The sequence below is a fragment of the Pseudarthrobacter chlorophenolicus genome (genome assembly GCF_000962805.1).
Taxonomy (GTDB): Bacteria; Actinomycetota; Actinomycetes; order Actinomycetales; family Micrococcaceae; genus Arthrobacter; species Arthrobacter chlorophenolicus_A.
This window is the reverse complement of the sequence record NZ_JZTW01000011.1, coordinates 137,257-151,664: the sequence shown is the minus strand read 5'-3', so window position 1 is coordinate 151,664 and position 14,408 is coordinate 137,257. Positions and strand designations below refer to the sequence as shown.

Annotated in this window: 14 protein-coding genes and 2 pseudogenes; 8 read left to right on the top strand and 8 right to left on the bottom strand. The window is 66.9% G+C overall.

Features of this window, described 5'->3' with window-relative positions:
• Positions 1–85 precede the first annotated feature (85 nt).
• Positions 86–169, bottom strand: a pseudogene (locus tag UC32_RS20980) (IclR family transcriptional regulator); the annotation flags it as partial.
• Between UC32_RS20980 and UC32_RS20390 the strand changes: the two are divergent.
• Positions 160–384: pseudogene (locus UC32_RS20390) on the top strand (cyclase family protein); the annotation flags it as partial. The pseudogenes UC32_RS20980 and UC32_RS20390 sit on opposite strands and share 10 nt — an antisense overlap.
• A 3-nt stretch (positions 385–387) precedes the next feature.
• Here UC32_RS20390 and UC32_RS12765 read toward each other — a convergent pair.
• Complete coding sequence (locus UC32_RS12765; RefSeq protein ID WP_235423661.1) at positions 388–1,338, bottom strand: EamA family transporter; 951 nt, start codon at positions 1,336–1,338, stop codon at positions 388–390.
• A 69-nt stretch (positions 1,339–1,407) separates the two neighbouring features.
• Here UC32_RS12765 and UC32_RS12760 point away from each other — a divergent pair, with 69 nt between their 5' ends.
• The 4 genes from UC32_RS12760 (at position 1,408) to UC32_RS12745 (ending at position 5,786) form a co-directional block, all read left to right on the top strand.
• Positions 1,408–2,265: a LysR family transcriptional regulator gene (locus UC32_RS12760; protein ID WP_045731578.1), complete on the top strand. Its 858-nt coding sequence runs from the start codon at positions 1,408–1,410 to the stop codon at positions 2,263–2,265.
• Positions 2,266–2,366: 101 nt separating this feature from the next.
• Positions 2,367–3,737, top strand: a complete 1,371-nt coding sequence (locus tag UC32_RS12755) for an MFS transporter (RefSeq protein ID WP_045731596.1) — start codon at positions 2,367–2,369, stop codon at positions 3,735–3,737.
• 211 nt (positions 3,738–3,948) lie between these two features.
• Positions 3,949–4,614, top strand: a complete 666-nt coding sequence (locus UC32_RS12750; RefSeq protein WP_045731577.1) for a GntR family transcriptional regulator — start codon at positions 3,949–3,951, stop codon at positions 4,612–4,614.
• The gene (locus tag UC32_RS12745; RefSeq protein ID WP_045731576.1) at positions 4,611–5,786 is read left to right on the top strand and encodes an MFS transporter; all 1,176 of its coding nucleotides are present in this window, start codon (positions 4,611–4,613) and stop codon (positions 5,784–5,786) included. The genes UC32_RS12750 and UC32_RS12745 overlap by 4 nt, the downstream gene beginning before the upstream one ends.
• A 275-nt stretch (positions 5,787–6,061) precedes the next feature.
• On the opposite strand, the gene UC32_RS12740 is transcribed toward UC32_RS12745, so the two are convergent.
• The 3 genes from UC32_RS12740 to UC32_RS12730 all read right to left on the bottom strand — a co-directional run bounded on the left by UC32_RS12740 (position 6,062) and on the right by UC32_RS12730 (position 8,139).
• On the bottom strand, positions 6,062–6,283 hold the full coding sequence (locus UC32_RS12740; protein ID WP_045731575.1) for a hypothetical protein: 222 nt from the start codon (positions 6,281–6,283) through the stop codon (positions 6,062–6,064).
• Positions 6,284–6,430: 147 nt separating this feature from the next.
• Positions 6,431–7,414: a trypsin-like serine peptidase gene (locus UC32_RS12735; protein WP_052690581.1), complete on the bottom strand. Its 984-nt coding sequence runs from the start codon at positions 7,412–7,414 to the stop codon at positions 6,431–6,433.
• Positions 7,415–7,566: 152 nt separating this feature from the next.
• Positions 7,567–8,139, bottom strand: coding sequence for an MOSC domain-containing protein (locus UC32_RS12730; protein ID WP_045731573.1), 573 nt, complete (start codon positions 8,137–8,139; stop codon positions 7,567–7,569).
• A 60-nt stretch (positions 8,140–8,199) separates the two neighbouring features.
• Between UC32_RS12730 and UC32_RS12725 the strand changes: the two genes are divergently transcribed.
• Positions 8,200–9,174, top strand: coding sequence for an alpha/beta hydrolase (locus UC32_RS12725; RefSeq protein WP_052690580.1), 975 nt, complete (start codon positions 8,200–8,202; stop codon positions 9,172–9,174).
• 52 nt (positions 9,175–9,226) lie between these two features.
• On the opposite strand, the gene UC32_RS12720 is transcribed toward UC32_RS12725, so the two are convergent.
• The 3 genes from UC32_RS12720 to UC32_RS12710 all read right to left on the bottom strand — a co-directional run bounded on the left by UC32_RS12720 (position 9,227) and on the right by UC32_RS12710 (position 12,555).
• Entirely contained in the window at positions 9,227–11,617 is a 2,391-nt protein-coding gene (locus tag UC32_RS12720) for an ATP-binding cassette domain-containing protein (RefSeq protein ID WP_045731572.1), read from the bottom strand.
• Positions 11,618–11,692: 75 nt separating this feature from the next.
• Positions 11,693–12,112, bottom strand: a complete 420-nt coding sequence (locus UC32_RS12715; protein ID WP_045731571.1) for a VOC family protein — start codon at positions 12,110–12,112, stop codon at positions 11,693–11,695.
• Positions 12,109–12,555, bottom strand: coding sequence for a helix-turn-helix transcriptional regulator (locus UC32_RS12710; protein ID WP_045731570.1), 447 nt, complete (start codon positions 12,553–12,555; stop codon positions 12,109–12,111). The genes UC32_RS12715 and UC32_RS12710 overlap by 4 nt, the downstream gene beginning before the upstream one ends.
• Positions 12,556–12,773: 218 nt before the next feature.
• Here UC32_RS12710 and UC32_RS12705 point away from each other — a divergent pair, with 218 nt between their 5' ends.
• Together UC32_RS12705 and UC32_RS12700 are read left to right on the top strand one after the other, a co-directional pair.
• Complete coding sequence (locus UC32_RS12705) at positions 12,774–13,157, top strand: CBU_0592 family membrane protein (protein ID WP_045731569.1); 384 nt, start codon at positions 12,774–12,776, stop codon at positions 13,155–13,157.
• Between the two features lie 166 nt (positions 13,158–13,323).
• Entirely contained in the window at positions 13,324–14,340 is a 1,017-nt protein-coding gene (locus tag UC32_RS12700) for a sugar phosphate isomerase/epimerase family protein (RefSeq protein WP_045731568.1), read from the top strand.
• The last annotated feature ends 68 nt before the right edge of the window (positions 14,341–14,408 follow it).

Here is a 14,408-nt window from a genome sequence, read left to right as displayed (position 1 = left end):
ACCCAGCTCAAGGCACAATAGAACAACAACCCGTGGCCCTGTTTTCAGTTGGCAAAACTGGCCCTATTTTCGGTTGGCGTTAACAGGCAGGGCCGATCCGGTAGGACTTGTCCGTCTGGCTCACCATCCCGAAATCCTGCAGCACCCGCAGGATCCTTAGCGGTCCCGGACAGCCCCTACCGTGACTCTGCGTTCAACGACCACGGCATGATGCACCAGCAGCTCCTCGCCAAGCTGGGCATGCCCCTGGGCGAGCTGTGGCGCCTCGGCCCGTTGGCCCGGCATATGCGCGGCACCGGCCAGTGGGACGCGTTCATCAGCATCAAACCGCTGAACATCACCGGCGGAACAGGCTCGCCCGCCAACGCCACGGCCATCCTGTGAGCTTCAGTTCCGCCGTGTGCTGACCAGCTGTCCGGTCCGGCCTTGCATCCGGCCACGCCGTCCCGCGAGCCAGATCGCCGTGGCATTCGCCGCAACAATCAGGGCGATGCCCAGCCATTCGTGGAGCACCAGCACCTGGCCCAGCACCACGATTCCGGACAGTGCCGCGAGGATCGGGTTGATGCTCATGTACACCCCGAAGAATCCGGCGGGAACGAAGCGGAGGGAGACCAGGTCGGCAGCATAGGGGACCACCGAGCACAGGATTCCGGCTGCGGCGGCGTACAGCAGGGCCTGTCCGGTGAAGCTGCCACTGGCGAGCAGGTGGATGGCCACCGGCACATACAGCGCCAGCGAAACAAGGCTGGCGGCTGCCGGAGCCTGCAAGCCCGGGAGCCGCTGGCCGGCCACGCGGTTCAAAAGGATGTAGGCCGCCCAGCCCGCCGCGCCGCCCAGGCCAATAATGATCCCGGCCAGGTCGCTGGCGGGTCCGGGCATCACGAGGACGTACACGCCCACGCCGGCACCAATCCCGCACAGCAGGTCCCAGCGGCTCCGTGAGGACAGCAGCGCCACCGCCAGCGGACCCAGGAATTCCAGCGTGACCGCCAGCCCCAGCCCAATCCTGTCGATGGCCACGTACAGGCAGATGTTCATCAGGGCCGTGGCCGCGCCCAGCAGGAGGACCGGCCACCACTGCCGCCACGTAAAGCGGTGGAACGGCGGCCGCGCCGCCGGGACCAGCACGGCCGCTGCCACGAGCTGGCGCACGGCCACCACCCCCGCCGGCCCGATCACCGGGAAGGCATGCGCGCCGATTCCGGCGCCGATCTGGTTGCTGAGCCCTGCCCCGGTCATGGTCAGCAGGCCACGCACTAACGACGACGGCGGCCCGCCAGGGGTGCCAGTCGCACTGCGGGTTTTCCCCTCGCCATGCAGCAAAGAAGCGTCCATCCCCACAGTGTCCGGCCGCGCCCGGTTCCCTGAGAAATGCATGCGCCGCACCTTCTATACGATGAGCGTATGAATGTTGAGCTGCGCTATCTCCGCGCTCTCGTTGCCGTCGTGGACGCCGAAACCTTCACGGACGCCGCCATCGAGCTGGGCACCTCCCAAGCAGCGGTCTCACGTTCCATTGCGGCGCTGGAACACGCCCTGGGGCTTCGCATCCTGCAGCGGACCACGCGCAGCGTCGCCCCCACGCCGGTGGGTGAACGGATCATTGCCCATGCCCGCAGCGTCCTGGCCGAGCTGGCCCTGCTGGAGCGGGAGGCCCGTGACCATGGCAGCGAACTGCGGGTGAGCTACGCCTGGTCCGCACTGGGCCGCCGCACCATTGCGCTGCAGCGCCAGTGGGAGGAGGTCCACCCCGAGGTATCCCTGGTGTGGGTCCAGTCCAGCGCCCCGTCCGGAGGCCTCGCCGACGGCTCAGCCGATGTCGCCGTCCTGCGCCGCTCCATCGCCGACGCCCGGTTTAGCTCGACGCCGATCGGAACCGAAGCGCGGTACGCCGCGGTGGCCAGCGGCGATCCCCTCTCCCGCCGGCGGTTCCTGCGGATGGCCGACTTCGCAGGCCGGACCATCGCCGTCGACCGCCGCACCGGGACCACCAGCGAGGAGCTCTGGCCTGAGGGTTCCCGCCCCGCCGGGTTCCGGCTGGTCCAGGGCGTGGACGAGTGGCTGACGCTGATCTCCACGGGAAAGGCCCTGGGGATGTCGTCCGAGGCGACGGCCGCGCAGAATCCCAGGCCGGGAATTACCTACCGGCCGGTGCGCGACGCCCCGCGGATCGACGTTTTCCTGGCCGCATGGCGGGACGATCCGTCCCCTGCGGTGGCTGATTTCATCCGCCTGGCGCGTGCGGCCTACGCCCTGGGATAACGCTTGCCCGTTGACGTAATGAGGGTCACGTCCTAAGATTGTGAATCGATTCAAAGCGCCGGCGTCCCGGTTCTTTGCCAATGGAGTCGAAGGACAAGTACATGAGCACTACCCACAGCAGCGCCGTCAACACCGGCGCCGTCCGAACCAGCGGGGCGGCAGGATCCGGACCGCGCGATCCCAGGAAGGCCGCGATGAGCGGGTGGATCGGAAGCGCCCTGGAGTACTACGACTTCGCGCTGTACTCGCTGGCCGCCACCCTGGTTTTCCCAACGATCTTCTTCCCGTCGGAGAACCCCACCGTCGGCATCATCGCCTCCCTGGCCACCTATGCGGTGGGCTACGTCTCCCGGCCCATCGGCGCCGTGGTCCTCGGCGCTTACGGCGACCGGAAGGGCCGCAAGAGCGTGCTGGTCTTCGCGATGCTGCTCATGGGTTTCGCCACCTTCGCCGTGGGGCTCCTCCCCACCTACGGGCAGGTGGGCCTCCTGGCTCCGGCCCTGCTGGTATTCCTCCGCCTGATTCAGGGCTTCGCCGTAGCCGGGGAACTGGGCGGTGCCAGTGCGATGATCGTGGAGCACTCGCCGGATGCCAGGCGCGGCTTCTTCGCCAGCTTCAGCCTGCAGGGCACCCAGGTGGGCTCCATCCTGGCCACCGCTGTTTTGCTCCCGCTGTCCGCAGCCCTCCCGGCGGACCAGTTCGCGTCCTGGGGCTGGCGCATCCCGTTCCTGTTGAGCGCCGTGGTCATCCTGGCCGGGTACATCATCCGCCGCCGGGTCCAGGAACCGCCCGCCTACGCTGCGACATCCGGTGAGGCCGCGCGGAAGCAGCGCTTCCCGTTGGTGGAGCTGCTGCGGACCCGCCCCGGTGCCCTGGTGCGGTGCATCCTGATGACCTTCGCGAATGTCATCGGCATGGCCACCCTGATCTTCGGCGTCTCCTACGCCACCCAGAAGGGCTACGGCAACGGGTTCTCCAGCAGCGAGTTCCTGTGGGTCACGCTGGTGGCCAACATCGCCGCCGTCGTGACCATTCCGCTCTTCGGTGCGCTGTCAGACCGGATCGGCCGGCGCACGCTGATGGCCGGTGGCGGTCTGCTGGGCGGCGTGATGGTGGGCGGTTACCTGTGGGCGATCGAACAGGGCAGCCTGCCGCTGGTGTTCGTCTCCGTGGTGATCGTGCAGGGCATCTTCTTCCAGATGTGGAACGCCACGTTCGCCACGTTCTTCCAGGAGCAGTTCCCCATGCGGATCAGGGTCACCGGGTTTGCCGTCTCGCAGAACATCGGCCTGATGATCGCGTCCTTCTTCCCCAGTATTTTCACGGCCATCGCCCCTCCGGGCACCGCCAACGTGCCGCTCACCATCGGGCTGACCACGTTCGTGATCTGCCTGGTGGCCACCGGGGCCACGCTGATGTCCTCGGACACTAAGGGCAAGTCGCTCGAGGACCTGGAGGCTCACAAGGCCTAAGAGGCCTGACTGCCCCAGCGGCGGGAAAGCCTTAAGGGCCGGCGCCGCTGGGCCGGGCGCGAAGGAGGGGGCAGCGCATGCTGTCCCCTCCTTTTGTGTGCCGATCCTGGCTCTGGTGCCTCCCGGCAGCGCGATCGCCCGCGGGATGTGGCCAGCAACTGGACCTCTGCATAGTTGTATACAAGTATGCTTAGATGCGGAGGTCACACTTATGCCAGCAATTCCCGCCCGGAACACGGGCGCCCACGTTGTCTACGCCGAGCTGAAGCGGCGCATCCTCAGCCTCGAGCTGAAGCCGGGTGAGCGCATCTACGAACCGGCCATGGCCACCGAGCTGCAGGTGAGCAGGACGCCGCTGCGTGAAGCGATCAGGCGGCTGATCTCCGAAAACCTCCTGGAGCAGCAGCCCACCGGCGGTGTGGTGGTCCCGGTGCTGGACGAGGCAGAGATCTCGGAGCTGTATGAGGTCCGGGCGGCGGTGGAGTCGCTCATGGCGCGGAATGCCTGCCTGAAAGCAACACCCGCCGACCTCGACGAACTCCGCGGGATCCTGGCACGGAACGCCGCGCTGGTGGAGTTTGCCGACGACGCCATGAAGCAGGGCATGGCCCTGCACGCCCGGATCGCCCTGATCGCCGGCAATTCCTGGGCCGGGCGGTTCCACGACCAGGTGTCCAGCCAGATGGAGCGCTACCGGCACTACACCAACAGCACCCAACGGCGGCGGGACCAGGCACTGGCGCAGCACCGGGCCCTGGTTGAAGCAATCGCCGCCGGCGACCCTGAGCAGGCAGCCAATATGGCCTTCGACCATGTGATGGGCGCACGCGACGCCGCCGTCCGGGCCATCTCCGGCAAGAACGGAGCCGCTTCATGATCGGAGAACTCGGCCGGCGCTCGGCCACCGCCCTGCTCCTGCACTCAGCCCTGATCCAAGCCGTCACGTTCCTGGTGCGGCCGGCCGCCACGTACCGGGCACTGGAGCTGGACGTTCCGGGCTTCGCGCTGGGCCTCCTGGCCGCCAGCTACGCCGTCTTCCCCCTGCTCCTCGCGGTTCCCACCGGCGGACTTGTGGACCGCCTGGGTGAGCGCCGGCTCATGGCGATCGGGTCCGGCGTCGTGCTTTCCTGCTCAGCGTTCCTGCTGTTCTGGGGCTCCTCCATCACTGCCCTGGTCATTGGAACCGCCTTCCTGGGCGCCGGCCAGTTGGCTTGCGTGGTGGGACAGCAGGCGGTGGTGGCGAACAACGCCGCCTCGAGCCGGATGGACTCGGCTTTTGGTTACCTGACATTCGCCGCTTCGCTGGGCCAGGCACTGGGGCCGCTGGCAATTTCCCTGGTGGGCGGCAACTCGGTCCAACCGGACACCCACCTGATCTTCCTCCTCGCCGTCTGCATGAGCGCAGTCCTCTTCCTTGACACCTTCCTGGTCTCTGCCGAGGTCAGTGGAGGCGGCAGGAGGGCCGGCGATGCCTCTGCAGCCAAAGGCAGTGCCATCGCGCTGCTGAGGACCCCCGGAGTGGCGCGCGCTTTGGCCACCAGCGCCACGGTCCTCGCCGTGGTGGACCTGACCATGGTCTACCTCCCCGCACTCGGAACGGACCGCGGCCTCACGGCGGCCACTGTCGGCGCGATGCTCACTGTCCGCGCCGTGTTCTCCATGGTCTCAAGGCTCCTGTTGGGCCGGGTTTCACGGCGGATTGGCCGTATGCGGCTGCTGGTCACCAGCCTGGCGTTGTCCACTGCTGCCCTGGCTGCCGCGGCCATTCCCATGCCCGCGTGGGTGCTGTTCGTGGTGATGGCCGTGCTGGGGCTGGGGCTTGGAATCGGCCAGCCGCTCACCATGTCGTGGCTATCGGCGCAGGCGCCGGCGGGGCAGCGGGGGCGGGCGCTGGCCCTGCGCCTGGCCGGGAACCGCGTGGGCCAAGTAGTGCTCCCGAGCGCTATCGGCGTCGTTGCGGCAGGCCTCGGGGCGGCGGGGGTTTTCCTCGCCTCAGCCGTGGTGGTGGGCGGAACCATGGTGCTGCTCCGCGGGGTCAAGCTGGACTGAGTTGGATGCACGACGGCGGCCCCCACCTTGGGAGCCGCCGCTTGCCGTCACGCCAGGCATGCTTTTGCAGGACGCACGACGCCGGAGCCCCGGGTTTCCGGGGATCCCCCACCGTGCGTGCGCCAAAAGCGTGCCCCGCGTGACGTCGTCGTCCTCCCTAGAAGCCGGTGTAGGCGTGCCGGTGGTTCTCGCGCAGGAAGGTCCGGCCGGTGAAACCACCGGCCGGACCTTCCTGCGTCGTCTTCGGAGTGTTGGTGTTTACAGGTGCTGCCCGGTCAGTCGGTGTGGTTGGACAGCGCCACCAGAACGCCTGCCACCGCAAAGTACTTGTTGCTGCCGAGGTCGCGCACCGTTTTGATGCCCATGCCGGCGAGGAGTTCGGCGTGTTTGTCCGTCAGGCCGGCCAGGGCCGACGGCGGCGCGTCCAGGATTTCCTCGAGGGAAAGGTTTTCGAACTCCTTATCGAGTTTCTTGCCAAGCTCAATTGAAACAGCCATTGTCATCCTTTGCTTGAACGAACCGTACGGTCACCATCCGGCAAGATCCTGCTGCTGCCGGATCCGGGAAGGGAAACCCGCCCGTGACCGCTACGCTAGCGCAGGCCGGCGGGCCCCGGAAGAGGCCGGGACCCGCCGTCGTCCGTTCTAGGAAGCTGAGGACGCGCTGTTGTACGCCTGCTGGATCACCGAACCCCAGTACGGGCCGTACATCTTGGTGGAGTTGGTGCCGTAGCCGTAGCTGTTGACCGAGTTCTGGTAGCCGCTGGAGCTGGTGCCGATGAACCATGGTCCGCCTGAGGAGCCGCCGGTCATGTTGCAGGGGATTCCCTGGGTGTTGAACTCGGGGCTGTAGGGATCGTTGGTGGCGGTGCCGGAGCAGCTCTTCAGTGATTCGCCGTTGAACGGTGAGGCTGCCGGGTAGCCGAAGGCCTTGTAGGCCAGGCCGCGGGCGGCGTTGAAGCTCACGCCGGAGGCCCCGACGACGTCGGCCAGGTTGCGGCCGTTGAGCTGGCTCATCACGGCAAAGCCCGTGTCGTACTGCATGCTGCCCGAGGAGCTCCACTGGGTGGGGGCGTAGAGCGCCTTGGCAGTCCACTTCCCGTAGGGTGCGGCGCCGTTCAGGTAGGCGGGAACGAACGTGAACTTGGTTGCGAAGGCTCCGGGGCCTTCATTGAGGCAGTGGCCGGCGGTGGAAACAGTGTTGCGGTTGGTTGACACCACCGAGTTGGCCGAGCAGACGTAGTTGGTGCCGCCGAGGGTGAAGAACACCTTGCCGATGTGGGATACCGGAGTTTCGCTGGCGTTGGCCTTCGTCTGGATCTGGGGTGCGTTGCCCTGGATTTTGGTCTCCGGGCCCTTGGCTTGCTCTGGTAGGACGGCCGGGCTGGACTTTTGCCGGTCCACGGCCTTCTTCGCCAGGACGTCCGCCGGGATGGCCGAGCGCATCCGTTCAGGTGTCCAGTAGTCTGCACCGCTGGTGTCGGTGACAGCCGCGCTGCTGACGCCGGCAAGGTCCTTGGTGTCCGGCGATGCGGGGGCTGCCGTCGCCTGCCCGGCAGAGCAGAAAGCGAACAGTGCTGCGGTGGTGAGGCTCATGAGGCTTGTGGCCAGAGTCCTGGTTGATGTCATAACTGTCCTCGGTAGGTTCGAAGTGAAGCGGACCTGTTGGGTGGTTCGCTGGAGAGAACCTATCTCGGTATGACAAACTTGTAAATAAGATTCTTCAATCAGTTAATGACTCTACGGATTTGTAATCACTGCCGGCGACAGGAGGGCATGATCTAGGGCAGCCGGGAAGCCCGGAGAACGCTGGCTTCCCCAGCCCTGGCCGGATCCAGCGGCACCGGGCTGACCAGCACGGCCGGTCCGCGGTGCAGCTGTCCACCGGAGACAGCCCGGCAGCGGATGCCGCCGCGTCCCCGCATGGCCGGATGGGCCCCGGGAGCCAGCATTTCGTTCATCCACGCACAAGGCTGGGCGTGCCGGCCGCCAAAGAAGGACACCGAGGACCCGCCCGATTCCAGCGTGAAGTCCTGCCCCAGGAGAGGTGCCAGCTGCGCCCCGCGGAGGATCACGTTGCGCCGCGTCAGGAGGGGATTGAAGGGTCCGGCTCCCAGCTCGGCCGCGATGGCCTCCAGCGATTCGACGGCGAACAGGGTCACCGCGGCGTCCATGTGCGCGGCCTTCCCGAAGAACCTGTCACCCACGATGCCCTTGCCGGCCACCACCTCGGCAACCTCGGCATCAGTGGTGGGCACGTCAGCGGCTCCGTCCCGCGCCCGGCCGAAGTAGGCGTGCGCGGGGGACACCAGCAGGTGCAGGATCTCGACGTCGTACCGGAACTTTTCGGCCATACGGCCAGCGTAGGCCAGCCCTGCCGCGAAATCAGGCCGCCGGTGGAATGATCAGGAACCATGGACTTCTCTTCCGCTGCCGCTACAGCCACCGTGCGCCCCAGGCGCCGGACCGCGATCTTCTGGGCCTCGGCGGTGTGCGCCGCCGCCCTCATCGCGGTTCCGGCCTGGATGCTGGTGGCGAACCCTGCTGTCCTGGGCGGGCACCCGCTGCTGCCGGGCCTCCTGATCGCGGCTGCCGTCGTCGGGATCTGCTGGGCCGTCCTTCTCTGGCGCCGCCGGGACACACCCCGGCCCCGTTCACTGGTGCGGGCCATTGGCGCCTGGGCCGGGCGGATCGCCGTCCTGGCGCTGGTGGCGGCGCTGGCGTGGCTCAATCCGTTTGCCTACCAGCCGGGCGCGGCGGCGGAGGCCGGCCCCAAGTCAGACCTGATCGTCACCGAAACGAACACCACCATCACCATGACGCCCGACGGCGGCCGCGCACCTACCAAGGGACTGGTCTTCTACCCCGGTGCCCGCGTTGATGCGCGCGCCTACCAGGACATCCTCTCCCCGGCCGTCGGCGCGGGGGTCCGGGTGGTCATCCTGAAGGAGCCGCTGGGGCTCAGCCTGCTGGATGCCAACCAGGCCCGCAGCGCGATGGCGGACAACCCGGACATCACCACCTGGGCAGTGGGCGGCCACTCACTCGGCGGGGTGGCCGCGTCCTCGTTTGCCCAGGGCAACGCCGACGTCACAGGCCTGGTCCTCTACGCCTCCTACCCGCTGGATTCCCTCCGCGGACGCAGCGGGCTGAAGGTCCTCTCGGTTTCCGGCACCAAGGACGGGCTCAGCACCCCGGCAAAGATCGATGCCTCCCTGGAGCTCCTGCCTGCGGACACGGAATTCACGGCAGTCCAGGGCGGTGTGCACGCCTACTTCGGCGACTACGGTGCGCAGCCGGGCGACGGCGACCCCGGCATCAGCCGCGAGGCCGCGCAGGAGCAGATCGCCGCCGCCACGGTCGCCTTCCTGGGGCAGCTGCAGGGCTAGGCTTCGGCAGGCTCAACCACCGGCGGCAGGCTCAACCACCGCTGGGGCGGCTCTAGGCGCCCACGTAGGTGGCCAGGTGCTGCCCGGTCAGCGTCGACTTCGCCGCCACGAGATCGGCCGGTGTGCCCTCGAAAACGATCGAGCCGCCGTCGTGCCCTGCCCCGGGCCCGATGTCGATGATCCAGTCCGCGTGCGCCATGACCGCCTGGTGGTGCTCGATGACGATCACCGACTTTCCGGACTTCACCAGCCGGTCCAGCAGGCCCAGGAGCTGTTCGACGTCGGCCAGGTGCAGGCCGGTGGTGGGCTCATCCAGGATGTAGACATCGCCCTTCTCCGCCATCTGCGTGGCCAGCTTCAGCCGCTGGCGCTCGCCGCCGGAGAGCGTGGTGAGCGGCTGGCCGAGGGTGATGTAGCCCAATCCAACGTCCGCGAGCCGCTCCAGGACCTTGTGCGCGGCCGGGGTCTTCGCCTCACCCTCGGCGAAGTATTCCAGTGCGGCGTCCACGGACATGTCGAACACGTCCGCGATGCTGCTGCCGCCCAGCGTGTACTCCAGCACGGCGGCCTGGAAGCGGCGGCCTTCACAGTCCTCGCAGGTGGACTCCACGGTGGCCATGACGCCTAGCTCGGTGAAGATCACGCCGGCGCCGTTGCAGGTGGGGCAGGCGCCTTCCGAGTTGGCGCTGAACAGTGCCGGTTTGACCCCGTTGGCCTTGGCGAACGCCTTGCGCACCGGTTCCAGCAGCCCGGTGTACGTAGCGGGGTTGCTGCGCCGGGAGCCTTTGATGGCGCCCTGGTCGATGACGATTACGCCCTCGCGCTTGGCCAGCGAGCCGTGGATGAGGGAGCTCTTGCCAGACCCCGCCACGCCGGTCACCACGCACAGCACGCCCAGCGGCACGTCAACGTCCACGTCGCGCAGGTTGTTCGTGGCGGCGCCGCGGATCTCCAGCGCCCCGGCGGCCTTGCGGACGGATTCCTTGAGCCGCGCCCTGTAGCCGATGTGGCGGCCGGTGACGGTATCGCTGGAACGCAGCCCGTCGACGTCGCCCTCGTAGACAATCTCGCCGCCGCCGGTGCCGGCCAGGGGGCCGAGGTCGACGACGTGATCGGCGATGGCGATTGTCTCCGGTTTGTGCTCCACCACCAGGACGGTGTTGCCTTTGTCCCGCAGCTGCAGCAGGAGGTTGTTCATCCGCTCGATGTCGTGCGGGTGGAGGCCGATGGTGGGCTCGTCGAAGACATAGGTGACGTCGGTGAGCGAGGAGCCCAGGTGGCGGATCATCTTGGTGCGCTGCGCCTCGCCGCCGGAGAGCGTACCGGCCGGCCGGTCCAGGGAGAGGTACCCGAGGCCGATCTCGGTGAAGGAGTCCAGCAGGTCCCGGAGCCCGGCCAGCAGCGGCCGGACGGAGGGTTCGTCGAGCTCCCGGATCCATTGGGCGAGGTCGCTGATCTGCATGGTGCACAGGTCTGCGATGCTCTTGCCGTTGATCTTCGATCCCAGCGCTTCCGGCGTCAGCCGTGTGCCCTTGCATTCGGGGCAGGTGGCGAAGGTGACGGCGCGTTCCACGAAGCGGCGCACGTGCGGCTGCATGGCCTCCACGTCCTTGGACAGCATGGACTTCTGGATCTTGGGGATGATCCCCTCGAACGTGAGGTTCACGCCCTCCACCTTGATCTTGGTGGGCTCCGCGAACAGCATGGTGTCCAGCTGCTTCTTGGTGAAGGACGCGATGGGCTTGTCCATGGGCAGGCCCATGCCCTCGAACAGGCGGCCGTACCAGCCGTCCATCGAATAGCCCGGCACGGTCAGGGCACCTTCGGCGAGGGTCTTGGAATCGTCGTACAGCGCGGTCCGGTCGATGTCGCTGACGTTGCCCATGCCTTCGCAGCGCGGGCACATGCCGCCCAGGTAGGTGGCCTGCTGGACGATGCTCTTTTCCACCCGGCCGCCTTTCTCGGTGCTCATCACGCCGCTGGCCTTGCGGGTGGGCACGTTGAAGGAGAAGGCGGTGGGCGGGCCCACGTATGGCTTGCCCAGGCGGCTGAACAGAATCCGCAGCATGGCGTTGGCGTCCGTGGCGGTGCCCACGGTGGAGCGCGGGTTGGCGCCCATCCTTTCCTGGTCCACGATGATCGCCGTGGTCAGGCCCTCCAGCCGGTCCACGTCCGGGCGGGCCAGACTGGGCATAAAGCCTTGCACGAACGCACTGTAGGTTTCGTTGATCATCCGCTGGGATTCGGCCGCGATGGTGGCGAACACCAGCGAGCTCTTGCCGGAACCGGAGACGCCGGTGAACACCGTCAGCCGGCGCTTGGGCAGCTCCAGGCTGACGTCCTTGAGGTTGTTCTCCCGTGCGCCCTGCACACTGATCAGGTCATGGCTGTCGGCGACGTGCGCCGCTGCCGCCCGGTTGTCGGTGCCGGTATCCGTGCTCATCGAGCCTCCATCTCGTTGGGCGGCGCTGAAAGGAGGCTGCGCGGGCAGCCTCCTTTCGCCGTCGTTGGTATCAGCCTACGGCTGCTGGTTGATGCGGACAGTGTTTCCGGCGGGGTCGCGGAAGGCGCAGTCGCGGATGCCGTAGGGCTGGTCGATGGGCTCCTGGACCACGTCGGCACCGCTCGCCTCCACCTTGGCGAACGCGGCGTCCACGTCGGGGGAGGAGAGGACGATGGTGGCGTAGGTGCCCTTGGCCATCATCTCGGCGATAGTGCGGCGTTCGTCCTCGGTGATGCCGGGGTCCACCGCGGGCGGGCAGAGGACGATGGAAACGTCCTTCTGGCCTTCGGGGCCAACGGTGATCCAGCGCATGGTGCCGCGGCCCACGTCGTTGCGGATTTCGAAGCCGAGCGCATCGCGGTAGAAGGCCAAAGACGCATCCGGATCGGTGGCGGGAAGGAAGGTTGAGGAAATGTTGATGTCCATGGAAGTCATGCTAGTAACGCCTCAACGGCGGGCGCTTCTCGATTCCTGACCGGTCTGGTGACCTGTTTCTCCACGCACGCGGGAATGCCCGCCGTCGAACGTTCCGCTTCCTGTTTGTAGACGCTCGGCGGCATCCCCACCAGCTCGCTGAAGCGTGTGCTGAAGGTGCCCAGCGAGGAGCAGCCGACGGCGAAACACACCTCGGTGATGCTCAGGTCGCCTTTGCGCAGCAGTGCCATGGCGCGCTCGATGCGCCGGGTCATGAGGTAGCTGTAGGGCGACTCCCCATAGGCGAGCTTGAAGCGGCGGCTGAAGTGCCCGGCGGACATAGGGACGTCCCTGGCGAGCGATTCGACGTCGAGCGGCTGCGCATATTCCCGGTCCATCCGGTCCTTGACGCGCCTCAGCTGGGTGAGTTCGCGCAGATAGGGATCGGCGGGCGTGGAGGTCACTCTCAGATGGTGCTACGCGGCACCGATGTTGTCCATAGCCGGGCGCCCGCTGCGGTGGCAAAATGGCGGTCCGCAGCGGGGTATGATTATCCCGCCGGCCAGCATGAGGTCCTCGCCCGAACAGGGCTTGAGGAATCCAGCAGCAGGCAAAACCAACCCCCGTTTTACCCCTCCTAAACCCTGCCTGGATTCTGCGCGGGGACCCTTGAAAGGACGCCATGGAATTGCTGTGGGAAATTGCCGGCTGGGCGGGCGCTGTGGCGATTCTCAGTGCTTACCTCTCCGTTTCCATGGGCTGGCTGAAGGCCGGCAAGGGCTTCCAGACGGCAAACCTTTTCGGATCCGTGGCTTTCATCATCAACGGCACCCTGCACGGCGCATGGCCTTCCGTGGTCACCAACGTGGCGTGGTTCCTGATCTCGGCCGTTGCGCTGGTCCGGATGCGTGAGGTGGACGCACCGGTTCAGCCCGCTGAGGCGCACGTGCAGTATCCCGGCATTCCCGATTCAACCGGCCAGATGGCAGTGGTCGAGGCTCTCACCGAGGCGCTGCCGGTGGTGGTTCCGGTTCCCACGGCGGCGGATACGCAGCTCGCGGCATAGCCTTCCGGCAGCGCAGGACCATCCGCGAGGTAGCGGTAACGCACAACGGCGGTCTGCCGGAGTATGCGCCGGCGCGGCATTTATCCTATTGACAGGACAAAGTGCGGTCCCTACCTTTGTTAGAGCGCTCCATTATCTGAACGGGGCCTTTCAGAGGAGAGAACCCATGAGGCTTGGTGTCTACAACGCGATCCTGCACGACCGTCCACTCCCCGAGGCCCTCGCCGTCGTCGCTGACCTGGGCCTGACCGGCATCGAGATCAATACGGGCGGGTTCCTGCCCCCTGTCCATGTGCCCACCTTCGACGAGATCCTGGAAAGCGACGCGGCCCGGGATGAGTTCCTGGCGCAGTTCGAGGGCACCGGCGTGTCTCTTGCCGGGCTGAACTGCAACGGAAACCCGCTGCACCCCAACCGCCAAATCGGCGAAAAGCACGCCGAGGACATCCGCCGTTCCATTCGGCTGGCACACCGCCTGGGCCAGAACCGTGTGGTCACCATGTCCGGCCTCCCTGGCGGAGAGCCCGGTGCCACCGTCCCGAACTGGATCGTCAACGCCTGGAACTCGGCTGCGCTGGACGTATTGGACTACCAGTGGGAGATCGCCGCGGCCTTCTGGACTGAGATCGACCAGCTGGCCCGTGAGCACGACGTAAAAGTGGCCCTGGAACTGCACCCGCAGAACATCGTGTTCAACACCGCGGATGTCCGGAAACTGGTCGCGCTGACCGGCGCCACCCACGTGGGAGTGGAGCTGGATGCTTCGCACCTGTTCTGGCAACAGATGGACCCCGTGGCCGTAGTCCGTGAATTGGGGCCGCTGGTGTTTCAGGCCGCTGCCAAGGACGTCCGCATTAACAAGGAGAACGCTTCGCTCTATGGCGTGCTGGACAACAGCTTCCGCCGCCTGTCCGCGGACGAGGACCGCACCAACCTCGGCGGCGACGAGTGGGCCAACGAATGGCCCAGGGACTCCGCTTGGGACTTCGTGGCACTGGGCCGCGGCCATGACACTGCCTATTGGACCGAATTCCTGCGGGCCCTGCACGAAGTGGATCCGGAGATGCTAGTGAACATCGAGCATGAGGACGTTTCACTCGGAAGGATCGAAGGCCTCCAGGTGGCAGCCAAGGTCCTTCGCGACGCCGACGCTGCCCTGAGCTCGTCGCTGGTGGGAAAGTAGCGGGGATTTCCGGACCCCCGGTCCGCGGGGACATGCCGCGGATAGGGAAAGTTATCACCGAACCGCGC